Annotated in this window: 17 protein-coding genes; 5 read left to right on the forward strand and 12 right to left on the reverse strand. The window is 50.6% G+C overall.

Annotated elements, in window-relative coordinates:
* Positions 1-10: 10 nt before the first annotated feature.
* The 3 genes from rep to BTA35_RS14340 all read right to left on the reverse strand — a co-directional run bounded on the left by rep (position 11) and on the right by BTA35_RS14340 (position 4,081).
* Entirely contained in the window at positions 11-2,029 is a 2,019-nt protein-coding gene (rep, locus tag BTA35_RS14330) for a DNA helicase Rep (RefSeq protein WP_078320507.1), read from the reverse strand.
* 161 nt (positions 2,030-2,190) lie between these two features.
* Positions 2,191-3,711, reverse strand: coding sequence for a YifB family Mg chelatase-like AAA ATPase (locus BTA35_RS14335; RefSeq protein WP_078320508.1), 1,521 nt, complete (start codon positions 3,709-3,711; stop codon positions 2,191-2,193).
* Between the two features lie 97 nt (positions 3,712-3,808).
* On the reverse strand, positions 3,809-4,081 hold the full coding sequence (locus tag BTA35_RS14340; protein WP_078320509.1) for an accessory factor UbiK family protein: 273 nt from the start codon (positions 4,079-4,081) through the stop codon (positions 3,809-3,811).
* A 421-nt stretch (positions 4,082-4,502) separates the two neighbouring features.
* Here BTA35_RS14340 and glnK (BTA35_RS14345) point away from each other — a divergent pair, with 421 nt between their 5' ends.
* From glnK (BTA35_RS14345) to glnK (BTA35_RS14355), 3 genes are all read left to right on the forward strand, one after another.
* Entirely contained in the window at positions 4,503-4,841 is a 339-nt protein-coding gene (gene glnK / locus BTA35_RS14345) for a P-II family nitrogen regulator (protein WP_078320510.1), read from the forward strand.
* Positions 4,842-4,889: 48 nt separating this feature from the next.
* Positions 4,890-6,131 (forward strand): ammonium transporter, encoded by a 1,242-nt coding sequence (locus BTA35_RS14350; RefSeq protein ID WP_078320511.1) that lies wholly within the window; start codon positions 4,890-4,892, stop codon positions 6,129-6,131.
* Positions 6,132-6,407: 276 nt separating this feature from the next.
* Entirely contained in the window at positions 6,408-6,746 is a 339-nt protein-coding gene (gene glnK / locus BTA35_RS14355) for a P-II family nitrogen regulator (protein WP_078320512.1), read from the forward strand.
* Between the two features lie 91 nt (positions 6,747-6,837).
* Here the strand turns inward: glnK (BTA35_RS14355) and BTA35_RS14360 are convergent, their stop codons facing one another.
* The 3 genes from BTA35_RS14360 to BTA35_RS14370 form a co-directional block, all read right to left on the reverse strand.
* Positions 6,838-7,287 (reverse strand): copper chaperone PCu(A)C, encoded by a 450-nt coding sequence (locus BTA35_RS14360; RefSeq protein WP_078320513.1) that lies wholly within the window; start codon positions 7,285-7,287, stop codon positions 6,838-6,840.
* A 48-nt stretch (positions 7,288-7,335) separates the two neighbouring features.
* Positions 7,336-7,941 carry an SCO family protein gene (locus BTA35_RS14365; RefSeq protein ID WP_078320514.1) on the reverse strand — a complete coding sequence of 202 codons (606 nt, stop codon included), beginning with the start codon at positions 7,939-7,941 and terminating at the stop codon, positions 7,336-7,338.
* Positions 7,942-8,104: 163 nt separating this feature from the next.
* The gene (locus BTA35_RS14370) at positions 8,105-8,572 is read right to left on the reverse strand and encodes a hypothetical protein (protein WP_078320515.1); all 468 of its coding nucleotides are present in this window, start codon (positions 8,570-8,572) and stop codon (positions 8,105-8,107) included.
* Positions 8,573-8,885: 313 nt separating this feature from the next.
* Here BTA35_RS14370 and BTA35_RS14375 point away from each other — a divergent pair, with 313 nt between their 5' ends.
* Entirely contained in the window at positions 8,886-9,821 is a 936-nt protein-coding gene (locus tag BTA35_RS14375; RefSeq protein WP_078320516.1) for an AEC family transporter, read from the forward strand.
* Positions 9,822-9,869: 48 nt separating this feature from the next.
* Here BTA35_RS14375 and BTA35_RS14380 read toward each other — a convergent pair whose 3' ends face one another.
* From BTA35_RS14380 to radC, 6 genes are all read right to left on the reverse strand, one after another.
* Positions 9,870-10,871, reverse strand: a complete 1,002-nt coding sequence (locus BTA35_RS14380; RefSeq protein WP_078320517.1) for a 2-hydroxyacid dehydrogenase — start codon at positions 10,869-10,871, stop codon at positions 9,870-9,872.
* 51 nt (positions 10,872-10,922) lie between these two features.
* Complete coding sequence (locus BTA35_RS14385; protein ID WP_078320518.1) at positions 10,923-11,303, reverse strand: SirB2 family protein; 381 nt, start codon at positions 11,301-11,303, stop codon at positions 10,923-10,925.
* A 65-nt stretch (positions 11,304-11,368) separates the two neighbouring features.
* A complete protein-coding gene (mutM, locus tag BTA35_RS14390; protein ID WP_078320519.1) occupies positions 11,369-12,196 on the reverse strand; it encodes a bifunctional DNA-formamidopyrimidine glycosylase/DNA-(apurinic or apyrimidinic site) lyase in 828 nt (275 codons plus the stop codon).
* Between the two features lie 118 nt (positions 12,197-12,314).
* The gene (gene rpmG / locus BTA35_RS14395; protein ID WP_078320520.1) at positions 12,315-12,470 is read right to left on the reverse strand and encodes a 50S ribosomal protein L33; all 156 of its coding nucleotides are present in this window, start codon (positions 12,468-12,470) and stop codon (positions 12,315-12,317) included.
* A 24-nt stretch (positions 12,471-12,494) separates the two neighbouring features.
* Positions 12,495-12,731 carry a 50S ribosomal protein L28 gene (rpmB, locus tag BTA35_RS14400; RefSeq protein WP_078320521.1) on the reverse strand — a complete coding sequence of 79 codons (237 nt, stop codon included), beginning with the start codon at positions 12,729-12,731 and terminating at the stop codon, positions 12,495-12,497.
* Between the two features lie 234 nt (positions 12,732-12,965).
* Positions 12,966-13,640 carry a RadC family protein gene (gene radC / locus BTA35_RS14405; protein ID WP_078320522.1) on the reverse strand — a complete coding sequence of 225 codons (675 nt, stop codon included), beginning with the start codon at positions 13,638-13,640 and terminating at the stop codon, positions 12,966-12,968.
* A 256-nt stretch (positions 13,641-13,896) separates the two neighbouring features.
* Here radC and coaBC point away from each other — a divergent pair, with 256 nt between their 5' ends.
* Positions 13,897-15,168, forward strand: coding sequence for a bifunctional phosphopantothenoylcysteine decarboxylase/phosphopantothenate--cysteine ligase CoaBC (gene coaBC / locus BTA35_RS14410; protein ID WP_078320523.1), 1,272 nt, complete (start codon positions 13,897-13,899; stop codon positions 15,166-15,168).
* Positions 15,169-15,254: the final 86 nt, after the last annotated feature.

Below are 15,254 nucleotides of genomic sequence, written 5' to 3' on the forward strand. Positions count from 1 at the left end.
AACCGTCATGTTAGCCCCCTAAGCGTTTCTTAAGGGCGTCCAGTGCGGCATGCCCTCTGGCGCGTTTAGCTTCGTCGGGAGCATTCTCTTTGCCTTCCCATGCGAGATCACCTTCCGGTAGCTCTTCCAGGAAACGGCTGGGGGTGCAGTTCAGCATTTCACCAAACTGTTTGCGCTGGCTGGCAAAGCTCAGGGTCAGAGTTTCCCGGGCCCGGGTTATTCCCACGTAGGCCAGGCGGCGCTCTTCTTCGATATTACCTTCATCAATACTGTTGCGGTGTGGCAGCAGATCTTCTTCCATGCCGATGATATAAACATGGGGGTACTCCAGCCCTTTGGCGGAGTGCAGGGTCATAAGTTGAACCCGGTCGGAGTCATCTTCTTTTTCCTGCTGTTCCAGCATATCTCGCAGTACAAGGCGGGATATTGCATCTTCGATGGTGGCTTCATCGTCCTCTTCCTGCATTCTGGCCAGGGTGTCGCGCAGGGAGTCCACCAGAATCCAGACATTGGCCATGCGCCGTTCTGCAACCTGCGGTGAACTGGAGTTCTGGTGTAGCCAAGCTTCGTAGTCGATATCCTGAATCATCTGGCGGATGGCGGCGATGGGGTCATCCTGGGCGCAGCGTTTGATGGTCTGCTGCAGCCAGTGATTAAACCGGCCCAGCTTCTCCAGAGCTTTGCCGGAGAGGTACTGCTCCAGCCCCAGTTCGTCGCAGGCGTTAAACAGGCTGATATGTCGGCTGTTGGCGTAGGTTCCCAGGCGCTCAAGCGTAGAGGGGCCGATCTCCCGGCGGGGCATATTGATTACCCGAAGAAAGGCGTTATCGTCCTCTGGGTTTACCAGTAAACGCAGGTAACCCATGATATCTTTGATCTCATGACGGGAGAAAAAAGAGGTGCCCCCGCTGATTTTGTAGGGTACCTGATACGCCTGCAGTTTGATCTCCAGCAGTCGGGCCTGGTGGTTGCCCCTATATAGAATGGCAAAATCTTTATAGTGGCCATCGTTTTTGATGCGATGGGTCAGAATCTCGGTTACAACGCGCTCAGCTTCCGCATCTTCGTTACGGCAGCTGATCACCCGTATGGGCGAGCCGGAGCCCATATTACTCCACAGGGTCTTCTCATAAACGTGGGGGTTGTTGGCGATCAGAGTATTCGCGCAGCGCAGAATCAGTGAGGTTGACCGGTAATTCTGTTCCAGTTTGACGATTTTCAGGTTTTTGAAATCTTCCCCCAGCTTAATCAGGTTTTCCGGCCGGGCACCTCGCCAGGCGTAGATCGACTGATCATCGTCTCCCACTACGGTCAGGGCACCCCGGTAGCCGATTAGCAGCTTTACCAGCAGATACTGACTAACGTTGGTATCCTGGTACTCATCCACCAGCATGTAGTGCATTCGGTTCTGCCAGCGATCCAGTACGTCAGGATGGTCACGGAACAGACGTACCGGCAGACGAATCAGGTCATCAAAATCTACGGCGTTATAGGCCTGCAGGTGACGGTCGTATTCTCTGTATACCGCTGCAGCCAGGGTTTCCCTGTCATCCTGGGCCAGCCCCATCGCCTGTTCCGGTTCGATCAGGTCATTTTTCCAGTTGGAGATCATATGTTGCACCAGACCGATAATTTCAGCATCGGTCTGGAAATCCTTGTGCATCAGATCCTTAATCAGTGACTTGGTATCCTGATCATCAAACAGAGAGAACCCGGCTTTATAGCCCAGGGTTTTGTGTTCCCGGCGGATAATGGTCAGGCCAAGGTTGTGAAAGGTCGAGACCGTTAAGCCCCGAGCCTCTTTGCCCTGCACCAGCTTACCTACCCGCTCTTTCATCTCCCGGGATGCCTTATTGGTAAAGGTAACGGCTGCAATCTTATTGGCTTTGATGCCTTTCTCTTTGATCAGGTAGGCGATTTTGGTGGTAATGACACTGGTTTTACCACTGCCGGCACCGGCCAGCACCAAAAGCGGGCCACCGACATATTCCACAGCTTCACGTTGGCGATCATTCAGGCGAGAGAGCATATTGGGTTCCGGTCCAACTGAGATAAAAACGGGCTTAAATCTTCGAGACAGGGATTGTACCAGTGGCTGTTAAAAAAGCAGTGTGAACTTTGTGAAGATCATACTGCTTATGCAAAAAACGATATAAAGAAGACTGAGTTTTTTCTCCTGGATCCTGATGGCTAGTGAGTGAGCTGCTGCAGATAGCGATCCAGTTGTCTGAGTCCCAGCGCCTCTGATACGGCAGGTACGCCGACGGTTTCTTCACCGGCCAGGTCGGCGATGGTGCGGGCCACTTTCAGAATCCTGTGATAGCTGCGGGGAGATAAACCTAATTGCTCCATCGCCTGCTGCAGTAGTTGGCTGGCATCATCCTGCAGATTTATCTGGCTATCCAGTTCACGGCCGGTTAGTTGTGCGTTGCTCTTTCCTGAGCGCGCTAATTGGCGCTGGTGGGCTTCCGTTACCCTTGCCTGAACCTGTTGACTGCTTTCGCCTGGGCTAACATTGGCCAGCTGTTCCGGGGGTAGACTGGTGACTGCCACCTGCAGATCGATGCGGTCCAATAGTGGGCCGGACAGTCGACTTTGATAGTTTCTGACTTGCTTAGCTGTGCAGCGACAAGCGCGCAGATTGTCACCAAAGTAACCGCAGGGGCAGGGGTTCATTGCAGCAACTAACTGAAAGCGGGAAGGGTAGCGTACCTGCTGGGTGGCCCGTGAAATATGGATTTCACCGGATTCCAGTGGTTCCCGTAATACTTCAAGCACACGCCGATCATATTCCGGCAGTTCATCGAGAAAGAGAATCCCATTGTGTGCCAGGCTGATCTCTCCGGGTTTAGGGCGGGAACCTCCACCAACGAGTGCAACGCCGGAGGCTGTGTGGTGAGGACTGCGGAATGGCCTCTGCCCCCACTCATCCATGGAAAAGCGGCCGGATACGGAAGCCAGAGCCATGACCTCCAGTGCATCCTGTTCACTCATTTTCGGCAGGATACCCCCAAGGCGGCTGGCAAGGAGTGTTTTACCTGTTCCTGGAGGCCCAACAAGCAGGAGGTGGTGGTTACCGGCTGCTGCGATTTCCAGAGCGCGCCTTGCCTGAAACTGTCCCTTTACATCTGCCAGGTCAGGTTGATCTCTTAGCTTCGTGTGGCGCTTTTGGGCTTCAAGCTGGTGTAGCGGGAGCTCCTCTTGCCCATGGAGCATGGCGGTTACTGCCAATAAGTGAGCGGCTGTCATCACTTTGTTCGCTTCTGGTAGTGATGCTTCATCACCGTTACCGGAGGGAACCAGCATGGTGCGGCCAGCCTTCGCGCATGCCAAAGCGGCAGGCAGAATGCCAGAGACCGGGCGTAATTCAGCGGACAGAGAGAGCTCGCCATAGCATTCAAAGTCGCTTAAACGGTCTGCCGGGATCTGACTGGACGCTGCTAATACACCCAAAGCGATCGCAAGGTCGTATCGGCCACCCTCTTTAGGCAGATCCGCGGGGGCCAGGTTAACGGTGATACGGCGTTGGGGGTATTCAAAGCCTGCATTGATCAGAGCACTGCGGACGCGATCTTTGCTCTCCCGGACGGCGGTTTCAGGCATACCTACAATAGCGAGTCCGGGCAGCCCGTTGGTGAGATGTACTTCGATGCGCACTTCCGGGGCGTCGATACCCACAGAAGCACGACTGTAGATGACCGCAAGTGTCATGGCGCGATTCCTTATGCGTTGAGAGGGCAGTGGCGTGCCCTGCTTCTTTATCGTCCGTTAAAAGAAGCTGCCGTTCCGGTCGGCTGATTAGCAGTGTTTATTTCTGCTGATCTTTCGCTGCCAGTTCCGCCACAACAGCTTCCAGTTGAGTAACCTGTGCCTCGAGTGCGTCCGCTTTAGCACGGGTGCGTAGCAAAATTTCACTCTGAATATCAAATTCTTCACGGGTTACCAGATTCAGTTTAGCAAAAACATTCTCGGCTACCGATTGCATTTGGCGCTTCAGTTCAGTGTCGCCGGGCAGGCCCGCTCCGGAGAGTTTTTCACCCATCTGGCGGGTGAACTCAGCAATTACTTCAGGTTTTAACATCTTAGGTGCCCAATCGTTGTGTTATTTCATTGGTTTTTCAGTAAATGACTCGTCAGAAAACCGGTTGGAGAGTGTACCACTTTACGCTCTTTTACTGGATTTCGGTTTTACCGGGTTATGTTGCCTTGTGGTGCACTATGTGTGCACAACAATGGTGCGTGCGGCCTTTGTTTGGAATTTTGTCGGTGCAATGTTTTTTCTGTTTTGGTGCATTGAGCTCATGCTTAAAGGTTCTTTTTACTTCTAGTTGTATGAAAAACATAGCTTTTTTCTTTTTGGCACAACCTGTGCAGAATCCCGGGTATGTTGGCGATAGTGCATTGAGCAAGCGGTGCACCGAGAGAAGCCACGCTTAAAACTAAATTACTGGAACAGTAATTCAATCTGATAAGCACGTAAAACGTGCCGTAGGGGTAAACCAATGAAACTGGTCACTGCAGTCATTAAGCCGTTCAAACTGGATGATGTACGCGAAGCCTTATCCGATATCGGTATTCAAGGGATAACGGTCACTGAGGTTAAAGGATTTGGCCGTCAGAAAGGCCACACTGAGCTTTATCGGGGTGCGGAGTACGTAGTGGACTTCCTGCCGAAAGTGAAACTGGAAGTTGCAGTTTCGGGAGATCAGGTTGATCAGGTGGTTGAAGCGGTTACTAACGCTGCAAATACAGGCAAGATCGGTGATGGCAAAATCTTCATCACTGCTCTGGAAGAAATTGTGCGTATCCGTACCGGAGAGCGCGGTACTGACGCAATCTAAGCGACACATTAGCTTAAAACTGAATTTAGCCTTCGGAGGGCCTTCCCAATGGAAGATTTAGTACAAGTAAAGTATGCAATTGATACTTTTTATTTTCTGATCTGTGGTGCACTGGTTATGTGGATGGCGGCGGGTTTTGTCATGCTGGAAGCCGGTCTGGTTCGTGCCAAAAATACCACTGAAATTTTAACTAAGAACATCGCTCTGTATGCGATCGCCTGTACCATGTATCTGCTTTGCGGTTACTTCATTATGTATAGCGGTGATGCAGGCGGTATTTTGCCAAATCTGGGCTTCCTGATTGGTGAAGAGAATGCAACAGAAGCTGTTTTGGCAAGCGGTGGTGATACTTATTACTCCGCACGTTCTGACTTCTTCTTCCAGGTGGTTTTCGTAGCGACAGCTATGTCAATTGTCTCTGGTGCGGTTGCTGAGCGTATGAAACTGTGGGCCTTCCTGGCTTTTGCAGTGGTTATGACAGGCTTTATCTACCCAACGTCCGGCTACTGGACCTGGGGTGGTGGTTTCCTGAGTGAAGCAGGTTTCTCTGATTTTGCTGGCTCCGGTATTGTTCACATGGCGGGTGCAGCAGCTGCACTGGCAGGTGTTTTGTTACTGGGTGCCCGTAAAGGCAAATATGGTGCAAACGGTCAGATCAACGCGATTCCTGGCAGCAACATGCCTTTGGCAACTTTAGGTACTTTCATCCTGTGGATGGGGTGGTTCGGCTTCAACGGTGGTTCTGAGCTGAAACTGTCTGATGTGGGTGAGGCAAACGCTGTTGCACAGGTATTTGTTAACACTAACGCAGCAGCAGCAGGTGGAGCGATTGCAGCCCTGATCCTGGCTCGCCTGTGGTTCCGTAAGGCAGATCTGACTATGGTGCTGAATGGTGCCCTGGCTGGTCTGGTTGCGATTACTGCAGAGCCTCTGGCTCCAACAGCCCTGGCGTCTACTCTGATTGGCGCGGTAGGTGGTGTACTGGTTGTCTTCTCTATCATTATGCTGGATAAGCTGCGTATTGATGATCCTGTAGGTGCTATTTCGGTACACGGTGTTGTGGGTATCTGGGGTCTGCTGGCAGTGCCTCTGAGCAATGCTGATGCAACTTTCTCTGCACAGCTACTGGGTATTATCTCTATCTTTGGCTGGGTATTCGTAGCAAGCCTGATCGTATGGAGCATCCTGAAAGCAGTTATCGGTATTCGTGTCTCTGAAGAAGAAGAGTACGAGGGCGTGGATATCGCGGAGTGTGGCCTGGAAGCTTACCCTGAATTCACTAAAGGCTAAGGGTAGTTAAAGGTTAGGTGCTCAATGATTCAAAGGTTAAATAACCGGGCACCAAGTGAACAAAAATAAGAGTTTGATCTGGAAAACGATAAAAAATTAAGAAAAATATAAAGAGGTTTTAACCTCAAAAAAGCTTCAGGGTGCCTACGGGCACCCTTTTTTAATGTCGACAATAGCAGTATGCTATTGGCAGTTTAAACAGGGAATGCACACCAGACCTGTTCACTAATTCTTACCGGCTTACGAGGCCGGGACCGTTTTCACAGGAGTACAACAATGAAGCTGGTTACTGCGATTATTAAGCCGTTCAAGCTGGACGACGTGCGCGAGTCTCTTTCAGAGATCGGTGTTCAGGGTATTACCGTGACGGAAGTAAAGGGCTTTGGCCGACAGAAAGGTCATACTGAGTTATACCGCGGCGCAGAGTATGTTGTGGACTTCCTGCCAAAAGTAAAGGTTGAGATTGCTGTTGGTGATGATGTGGTTGACCAGGTGATTGAGGTGATCACGAAAGTGGCTAATACCGGTAAGATCGGTGACGGTAAGATCTTTGTTTCTGCACTGGAGCAGGTGATTCGCATTCGTACCGGTGAGAGCGGTACAGACGCAGTTTAGTTATTTCGCGAACTGCAGAGCATAAAAAAAGCGGTTCAGGGTGTTAGCCCTGAGCCGCTTTTTTATTTGGCGAGTAGAGTCGGAAGAGGGATCAGTGGGAGTGATTTTTCATGCCGACCATAACTTTCTTAACAGGCATGCTCACCACAGACATACTGCCGTTGCTGAAGTAGAGTTTTACCGATATTTTCTGACCTTCAAAAAGATTTTGCTTCAGGCCAATCAGCATGATGTGATAACCACCGGGTTTTAGGTGCGTCATTCCGTTACCGGGAATAGCAATTTCAGAGACCTGACGCATTTTCATCACACCCTGATCCATCGTATGGGTATGCAGCTCTACTGCGTCGGCAACACTACTTTGAGCTCGGATCAGTCGAACTTCTGCTGCTGAGTTGTTCTTCAGCATCATAAAGATTGCAGAGTTAGATTGTCCCGGAGGCACGGCGCGTGCGTAGGGGTTCTTTACATCAACCGTACTGGCAGCCATTGCCAGAGGTGTGATCAGAGCGAAGACCAGAGCGGTAAGCCATTTTTTCATGCTTTTTCCTTTTTTATTCACAAGAGTTTCAGAAGTCTTTCAGTCATATCAGCGGAGCTGGCGTTTCAGAGCATCCAGCAGAGCATCCGGTGAGGCAGAGTGATTAACTGTTTCCAGTACTTCACCCTTGTCATTAGTCAGATAAAAAACAGACGTGTGATCAATGGTGTAACCCATGGCGCTGTTGTCGATCTGAGCTTTCTGATAGAAGGCTCCATATTTCTTTGACAGGGCCAGAATTTTCTCAGGATTGTCCGTCAAGCCGATAATTTGGGAGTGAAAAAACTGCGTATAGCTTTTCAGGTGCTGCAGGGAGTCGCGCTCAGGATCAACGCTGATCAGAATGCCCTGCAGTTGGGTTAACTGCTCCTGGGGGAGTTGTTTGAAAGCGTGGGCCATAACCGACAGAGACGTTGGGCAGATGTCCGGGCACTGGGTATAACCAAAGTAAATAACATTCAGCTTGTCAGGATAATCACTTAACGTGAACGGGCCATCAGCAGACCGCAGTGTAAAGTCGCCGCCAATCTGCATGACTTTGGCTGAGGTTTTCATCTGGTACTTCTGATACATTTCCATACCGGCAACCAAGGCCACTACAGGCAGTAACATCAGAAAAGCTTTGAAAAAATGTTTCTTAAAACTGTTGAGCATAAGTTTGTTCCATCGCTAAGAGGTAGGGGCTGATACCGCCTGGTATCCTACATGAAAAGGACCTCTGGCTCTTAAGGGTGATTTGTTTTACAGATCGCTTTTTATAAAGAGTCCGGCAGCAGCGAAAAGTTGCCCCAGACAGATCGGATATCTGTCAGATAGTTCACATCTGCAGGACATCAAAGTCGAACCAAATATGTTCTGTACCCCGGTCAGTTTCCAGTTCCACCCTTCCTCTCCAGGGCATCACCTTCTCGGTACAAACGCTGATGGTGCCATTTACAGCGAGAGTATTGCTATCGGAGAATGGGCGTAATGTGTATTGATGAATGCCCATATACATAGTCCGGCCTGTCAGAGCCAGCTTTGCTGAGGTCAGGCGTACATTGTCAGCCATGATACTGAACTCGACAGGCTTCAATGCTAATACCGGCCAGGGAGAGACTGACAGGCGAACGGAATCACCACTACTCAGGGTTACAGTACAGCTTCCCTGCTCCATTGTGCAGCCTGGCATTTTGCTCTCATCAATATCCATCAGGGCGCTCAGGTGATTGGCCAGATAGAGCAGCATCACCAGCAAAGCGGCTATGGTTAGTGTCCAGAGAAGCTTGAGTTGTTTGGTCGACATAAATTAGTTTTTGCCTGTTTCAGCAGAGCATATGCTTTCACGGTATGCGCCATTTAAGAGAGTGAAGTCTAACCAAAACCGATCTAAAAACCGTGTGACTAATTGCCGCATATTTTTTCTTCCGGAGGAAAAGTGTTTGAGCGTTGCGTCGTGTCAAAAAAATATCGGTTTTATGTTTGGTGCAGGCTGGCCTTAGAGTAAGTACTGTCTGCTTGGCCTTGCTGCTGGCCTTAGGTAGACTGCGCCAATACCACAGTGCTGGCGCTGCTCTCTATTATAGAGTGTTGATACTTTTTCCTGAGAAGAGGATGTTATGCTAATTATTGATGCGCTGGTTCCGGTATTTATGGTGATTATGGCCGGAACATTGCTGAATATTTTTCGTTTTCCCGGTGGCGATTTTTGGCCACTAGTCGAGCGCTTTACGTATTTTTTCCTTTTTCCGGTGATGTTGATCAGCAAGATGGCGAATGCCCGTATTGATCAGGTTGCGGTGGATAAGGTAGCGCTGGCGATTATATTGCTGTTGTTTGCGATGACGGCTTTTGTGGTGGTGTTAAAACCGTTATTAACCCGGTCGGGACCTGTCTTTACTTCCGTCTATCAGGGAGGGCTGCGTTTTAACACCTATGTGGTGCTGGCTGCGGCTGAAGCACTGTATGGTGGGGCGGGCCTTACAATCGCGGCTGTGGCCATGGCGATTATGATTCCTCTTATCAATGTTTTCTGCGTGTTTATCTTTACGCTCTATGTGGGGCAAAGCGGCAGTGGCCTGGGTGCCACGCTGAAAGCGATTGCAAAGAACCCGCTGATTGTAGGTTGTGTGGTCGGTATCGGGCTTAATATTACAGGTATTGGTTTGCCGGGCTGGAGTGCTGCTGCCTTTAACATTATCAGTAATGCTGCTTTGCCTTTGGGGCTTTTGGCCGTAGGCTTTGCTTTGAATCTCAGGTCTATCAGAGAAGCCTCCTGGCCGCTGATCTCCTCCAGTCTGATTAAACTTTTTATCATGCCTTTGGTGGCGACGGTTATTGGTTATCTGGTGGGGCTGAGTGAGCTGGAGATTGGGGTGCTGCTGCTGTTTGCAGCTATGCCAACGGCAACGTCATCTTATATTCTGGCGCGTCAGCTGGGAGGGCACGCCCCTTTGATGGCTGCAATCACCACTGCGCAGACTCTACTGGCAATGGTAACCCTGCCTGTTGTGCTTCAGTTCTTACCGGGTAGTCTGGCCCTGCTATTTTCATAGCAAGGCATATTTCTCATAGCAAGGCGCTGTGCTTCCGGCCCGGAAGCATTAGCTAATAGCGTGGGTCAGCTCGTTTTCACAGGGTTGATCGCCCGCCAGACAGGTCAGGTTGTTAAGTGTTATCGCCGCGATTTGAGTTAATGCTTCTTCAGTGAAAAATCCCTGGTGGCCTGTGATCAGTACATTAGGGAAGCTCTGCAAACGCTCAAATAACTCATCGTCTATGATTTTACCGGAGTGATCATGGAAGAAGAGTTGGCTTTCCTGCTCGTACACATCAAGCCCCAGGGCCTGAATCTTGCGGCTCTTCAGGCCGGCGATCAGAGCCTTAGTATCCACCAGTCCGCCCCGGCTGGTGTTTATAATCATGACACCTTCTTTCATCCGGCTGATGGATGCTTCATCAACCAGGTGATAGCTGCCTTCATTTAATGGGCAGTGTAGCGTGATAATGTCAGAGCGACTGTAAAGCTGTTCCAGCTCAACGTAGTGGCCTCCCAGGCTGACATACTCCGGGTTGGGGTAGGGGTCGTAGGCGATCAGCTTACAGCCAAAGCCGTTGAGAATTTTAGCGGTTGCCAGTCCGATCTGACCGGTGCCGATCAGACCAACCGTTTTGCCGTGCAGGTTAAAGCCCAGCAGGCCGTTCAGGGTAAAGTTGCTCTCCCGAACCCGGTTGTAGGCGCGATGGGTTTTCCGGTTCAGAGTCAGAATCAATGCCAGAGTGTGCTCGGCTACTGCCTCCGGTGAATAGGCAGGAACCCGTACTACGGGTAGCTCCAGAGACTTGGCTGTAACCAGGTCTACATTGTTAAAACCGGCGCAGCGCATGGCGATAAATTTAACCCTGTGGGCCTTTAGTCTGTTCAGTACCGGGGCGCTCAGGTCATCATTAACAAAGGCACAAACCGCATCAAACCCTTTGCACAGCTCGGCATTAGCCTCGTTTAGTTGTTGATCGAAGTAGCTTAACTCATAGCCATGCTGGCTATTTTCCTGTTCCAGAAACTGTTTGTCGTAGGGTTGGGCACTGAAAACAGCAATACGCATGTTCGGAATTCCTTTTACTTCATATCATCAACGTAATCCGGTGACCTGAAATCAGGCCAGCCAGGAAAGTGCATTATGGCGAATAGCTACACCTACAATATAGGCGATGACGCCTAAGGCCGCGACCAGAGCGATCACGCGGATTCCTTTGGTTTTTCCCCGTTTTAAAGCAAGAGTACCCAGCACAATATAAGCCACCAGCCCCAGGACTTTTGCCGTTAGCCAGTCATGGGTGATTGGATATTGCTGAATCTGAAACATCAGGCCGATGGCGCTGATCAGTAGCAGAGTATCGACTACGTGCGGGAGAATCTTTACCCAGCGCTTTTTCAGCTGAGCAGAGTCCAGCAGCATCCAGACACTGCGAAGTGCAAACAAGCCCAGACTTAGGGCAACGGTTAACAGGTGGATATGCTTAAACGCAGCGTACATGGTTAATCCTTTCTCAATGATGGTTAAATGGATGCCGGAACGCCAGGCCCGAAGTGGTTGGTGCTCTATAGGGGCTGGCATTGGGGGCAGAAGACACTGCTCCGGTTACTCTGACGAATCTCTTTAAGCTCGGTTTTACAATGCAGGCACTCTGACCCTGCGCGGCCATAGACGTTCAGCTGCTGGGCAAAATAGCCGGGCTTGCCATCGCCACCAACAAAATCTTTCAGGGTGGTGCCTCCTTGCTCGATTGAGTGTTGCAGTACCTTTCTGATGTTATGGGTCAGCTTTGCCAACTGTTCCGGTTTCAGGCTGCCAGCCGCCTGCTGAGGATGAATACCGGAGAGAAACAGTGCCTCATTGGCGTAGATATTACCCACACCCACGACCACTTTACTGTCCATAATCAGGCTCTTGATAGCGGTTTTGCGCTTGGTGCAACGTTGTGTCAGGTAGTCAGCATTAAACGGATCTGACAGGGGTTCAGGCCCCAGATGAGCGATCAGTTTGTGCTCTTCAACCGGTTGATCAGTCCAGAGTATGGCGCCAAAGCGTCTCGGGTCGTGATAGCGAAGGATGTTGCCGCTTTCCATGATGATGTCGACATGATCATGTTTGTTAACCGCTTCGCCACCGGAATTAGCCAGTAAAACCCTGAGGCTGCCGGACATACCTAAGTGCATGATCAGGGTGCCATGATCAAAGTGAAACAACAGATACTTGCCCCGACGCTCAACCTTGTTTATCTGTTGGCCGCAGATCTGTGCGCTAAGATCACCGGGAATAGGCCAGCGTAAGGAGGGCTGCCGAACAATAAGCTGTTTTACTCTTTGCTTCAGGCAATAGGGGCTGACGCCTTTTCGGGTGGTTTCTACTTCTGGTAATTCAGGCATGGCAGGCTCTTTATGGCGCACTCCTGTTAGGAGAGATAATAACCCAGTTGTAACGTTGGCTATTATGCGGGCATAAAAAAACCCGGGCAAGCCGGGCTTTTTTTCAGAAGAAAAAATCTTATTTGATTTTAGCTTCTTTGTACATAACGTGCTTACGAACAACAGGATCGAATTTCTTCATTTCCAGTTTGTCTGGCGTAGTACGCTTGTTTTTGTCTGTGGTATAGAAGTGACCTGTACCGGCAGACGATACCATTCTGATTTTATCACGCATGATTTAGACTCCTTTGTTCCGAGCTTACAGCTTAGCGCCGCGTGCACGAATGTCAGCCAGTACCTTCTCGATACCTTGCTTGTCGATGATGCGCATGCCCTTGGCAGATACGCGCAGTTTCACAAAACGTTTCTCGGCTTCAACCCAAAAACGGTGCGTGTGAAGGTTAGGAGTAAAACGACGACGCGTTTTATTTTGTGCGTGTGATACATTATTTCCGGTTACAGGACGCTTCCCGGTAACCTGGCAAACTTTGGACATTTTCTAGCCTCCAGCCGCTAGCTAGGCGTCTTAACTATTCAAGAAACCTGGGGGAATCAGCGAATCAGCCGGAAAAACGGCGCCCTGCTTCAACCCATCAATTTAAAGGCGCACTGTTATATCAGAATGCCCACTAGCTGACAAGTTATATGTGGTTTTGCGGCTGTTTTTCTATGTTTTCCACAGATGTTCTGTGTTGAGGCAAAGAAATACCAGCCAGAAGTGCGTCATTATCTACATCAGGCCGCGTTGAGCAAGCGAAACCGTATCTCCGTTACCAATAATAAAGTGATCAAGCACTCTGACATCAATTAAATCGAGTGCTTTTGTCAGTTTGTGGGTGATTCTTTCGTCTGACTGACTGGGCTCTGCGATACCGGATGGGTGGTTGTGGGCAAAGATGACTGCGGCGGCATTATGGGCGAGAGCTCGTTTAACGACCTCCCTGGGGTAGACGCTGGCACTGTCGATGGTACCGCGGAAAAGTGGCTCAAAGGCGAGCACCTGGTGTTGGTTATCCATAAACAGGCAAGCAAACACCTCATGGGGTTCGTGGCGCAGCTGGGTGATCAGGTAGTGCTCTGCCAGCTCAGGGCTGGTGAGTGCTTCACCGCTTTCCAGTCGGGCCATCAGATGGCGTTTACCCATTTCCAGAACAGCCTGCAGCTGAACGAACTTTGCCGGGCCAAGACCGTTATGACTGCAGAAACTTTTCAGGTCTGCTTCCAGAAGAGCCCGAAGACCATCAAAACCGATCAGTAGCTCTCTGGCCAGCTCCACCGCATTTTTGCCGGGAATGCCGGTACGAAGAAATATAGCCAATAACTCAGCATCACTGAGTGCGCCAGCTCCCTGCTTCAAAAGCTTCTCTCTTGGCCTTTCCTGTTCAGGCCAGTCCTTAAGACTCATCGTCACCTCCCTGATGACTTTTTCTGTTCCTGGCTACGGGAACGTACTCCATTGCTTGTTAGTTTTGACCGAAATTCCGGTTAAGGCAAGTTCAGATCAGAGGGGAGTAGCTGACGGCTTAACAGTGCGCATGCTATCTTGTTGCGCTTTGGGTCAGTTTGGTTCATTTGATCATTGAACTCGGGTCTGACCAGGTAGCCTGGGTTTGGGGTTTATAGCCTGGGCCAGGAATTTATAAACAGAGAGTGTGGTTATTATGTTGGCTAAGGTTCGTATTCTGTTGGGTATCAGTGGTGGTATTGCTGCTTATAAATCCGCTGAGCTGACCCGTTTGCTGATCAAGGCCGGTGCAGATGTTCGCGTTGTTATGACCGAGGGTGCACAGGCTTTTATAACACCTCTGACGTTTCAGGCGCTGTCGGGCAATCCGGTGCATACTCATCTGCTTGACCCGGAGGCTGAGGCCGGTATGGGGCATATCGAGCTGGCAAAATGGGCAGACCTGATAGTGATTGCTCCGGCCAGTGCAGATGTAATGGCGCGCCTGGCATCCGGTATGGCGGATGATCTGCTGACAACGCTGTGTTTGGCAACTGAGGCTAAGGTTTTGCTGGCCCCGGCAATGAACCAGGCGATGTGGCGTCATCCTGCGACCCAGGGAAATGCAAAACGGCTGGCCGGTTATGGTTACCAACTTCTGGGTCCGGGGCAGGGTGAGCAAGCCTGTGGTGATGTTGGCCCTGGCCGTATGCTGGAACCGGAAGCCCTGGTAACTCTGATTAGCAAGGCTGCGGTTGAGCCTCAGGCTGAACTCCTGTCTGAGACTGTGCGGCATGACTTCAGAGGGTTGCTGGCGGGGAAAACCGTTACAATTACGGCAGGTCCAACACGAGAAGCGGTTGACCCGGTGCGATATATCAGCAATCACAGTTCGGGCAAAATGGGTTTTGCGCTAGCGCAGGCCTCGCTTAATGCGGGTGCTAAGGTGAACCTGATCGCCGGGCCGGTTCAGGTCATGGCACCGGAAGGGGTGAACCTGACCTCTGTGCAGAGCGCGCAGCAGATGCTGGATGCCAGCCTTTCCGTTATTGGAGAAACCGATATTTTTATCGCAGCGGCTGCTGTCGCGGACTATCGTCCCTCTGATGTGGCAGATCAAAAAATGAAAAAACAGCCTGGGCAGGATAATCTGGTGCTGCACCTGGTGCAGAACCCTGACATTGTTGCCACGGTTGCCAGGCATGTTCAGCGCCCCTTCACCGTCGGTTTTGCTGCGGAAACTCAGGATGTGGAGGCCTATGCAGCCGATAAGCTGGTACGCAAGAACCTGGATATGATTATTGCCAATGATGTCTCCCGTACTGATATAGGCTTTAATAGCGACCAGAATGCCGTCACGCTGCTTTGGCAGGAAAAGAGTACCCTTCAGTCCCATAGCCCCGAACAGGCCGCTAAACAAGATTTAGCACAGGATCTGATCCTCTGTATCGCCCATCGTTTTCATCAGGGCAACACTGATGATGCATAAGTTTAACAAGCAGTCAGCGCTGAAATCGTTATAATACCAAGTCTGCATCGGGTAGGTCTTTCGGGAGCCTGAATGCCCTCTTTTGA

It is taken from the genome of Oceanospirillum linum (genome assembly GCF_001995095.2).
Classification (GTDB): Bacteria; Pseudomonadota; Gammaproteobacteria; order Pseudomonadales; family Halomonadaceae; genus Oceanospirillum; species Oceanospirillum linum.

Bases quoted from the DNA above. Each gene is read 5' to 3' on its own strand.
- rep (WP_078320507.1), bottom strand. From the start codon at position 2,029: ATGCTCTCTCGCCTGAATGATCGCCAACGTGAAGCTGTGGAATATGTC.
- BTA35_RS14335 (WP_078320508.1), bottom strand. From the start codon at position 3,711: ATGACACTTGCGGTCATCTACAGTCGTGCTTCTGTGGGTATCGACGCC.
- BTA35_RS14340 (WP_078320509.1), bottom strand. From the start codon at position 4,081: ATGTTAAAACCTGAAGTAATTGCTGAGTTCACCCGCCAGATGGGTGAA.
- glnK (WP_078320510.1), top strand. From the start codon at position 4,503: ATGAAACTGGTCACTGCAGTCATTAAGCCGTTCAAACTGGATGATGTA.
- BTA35_RS14350 (WP_078320511.1), top strand. From the start codon at position 4,890: ATGGAAGATTTAGTACAAGTAAAGTATGCAATTGATACTTTTTATTTT.
- glnK (WP_078320512.1), top strand. From the start codon at position 6,408: ATGAAGCTGGTTACTGCGATTATTAAGCCGTTCAAGCTGGACGACGTG.
- BTA35_RS14360 (WP_078320513.1), bottom strand. From the start codon at position 7,287: ATGAAAAAATGGCTTACCGCTCTGGTCTTCGCTCTGATCACACCTCTG.
- BTA35_RS14365 (WP_078320514.1), bottom strand. From the start codon at position 7,941: ATGCTCAACAGTTTTAAGAAACATTTTTTCAAAGCTTTTCTGATGTTA.
- BTA35_RS14370 (WP_078320515.1), bottom strand. From the start codon at position 8,572: ATGTCGACCAAACAACTCAAGCTTCTCTGGACACTAACCATAGCCGCT.
- BTA35_RS14375 (WP_078320516.1), top strand. From the start codon at position 8,886: ATGCTAATTATTGATGCGCTGGTTCCGGTATTTATGGTGATTATGGCC.
- BTA35_RS14380 (WP_078320517.1), bottom strand. From the start codon at position 10,871: ATGCGTATTGCTGTTTTCAGTGCCCAACCCTACGACAAACAGTTTCTG.
- BTA35_RS14385 (WP_078320518.1), bottom strand. From the start codon at position 11,303: ATGTACGCTGCGTTTAAGCATATCCACCTGTTAACCGTTGCCCTAAGT.
- mutM (WP_078320519.1), bottom strand. From the start codon at position 12,196: ATGCCTGAATTACCAGAAGTAGAAACCACCCGAAAAGGCGTCAGCCCC.
- rpmG (WP_078320520.1), bottom strand. From the start codon at position 12,470: ATGCGTGATAAAATCAGAATGGTATCGTCTGCCGGTACAGGTCACTTC.
- rpmB (WP_078320521.1), bottom strand. From the start codon at position 12,731: ATGTCCAAAGTTTGCCAGGTTACCGGGAAGCGTCCTGTAACCGGAAAT.
- radC (WP_078320522.1), bottom strand. From the start codon at position 13,640: ATGAGTCTTAAGGACTGGCCTGAACAGGAAAGGCCAAGAGAGAAGCTT.
- coaBC (WP_078320523.1), top strand. From the start codon at position 13,897: ATGTTGGCTAAGGTTCGTATTCTGTTGGGTATCAGTGGTGGTATTGCT.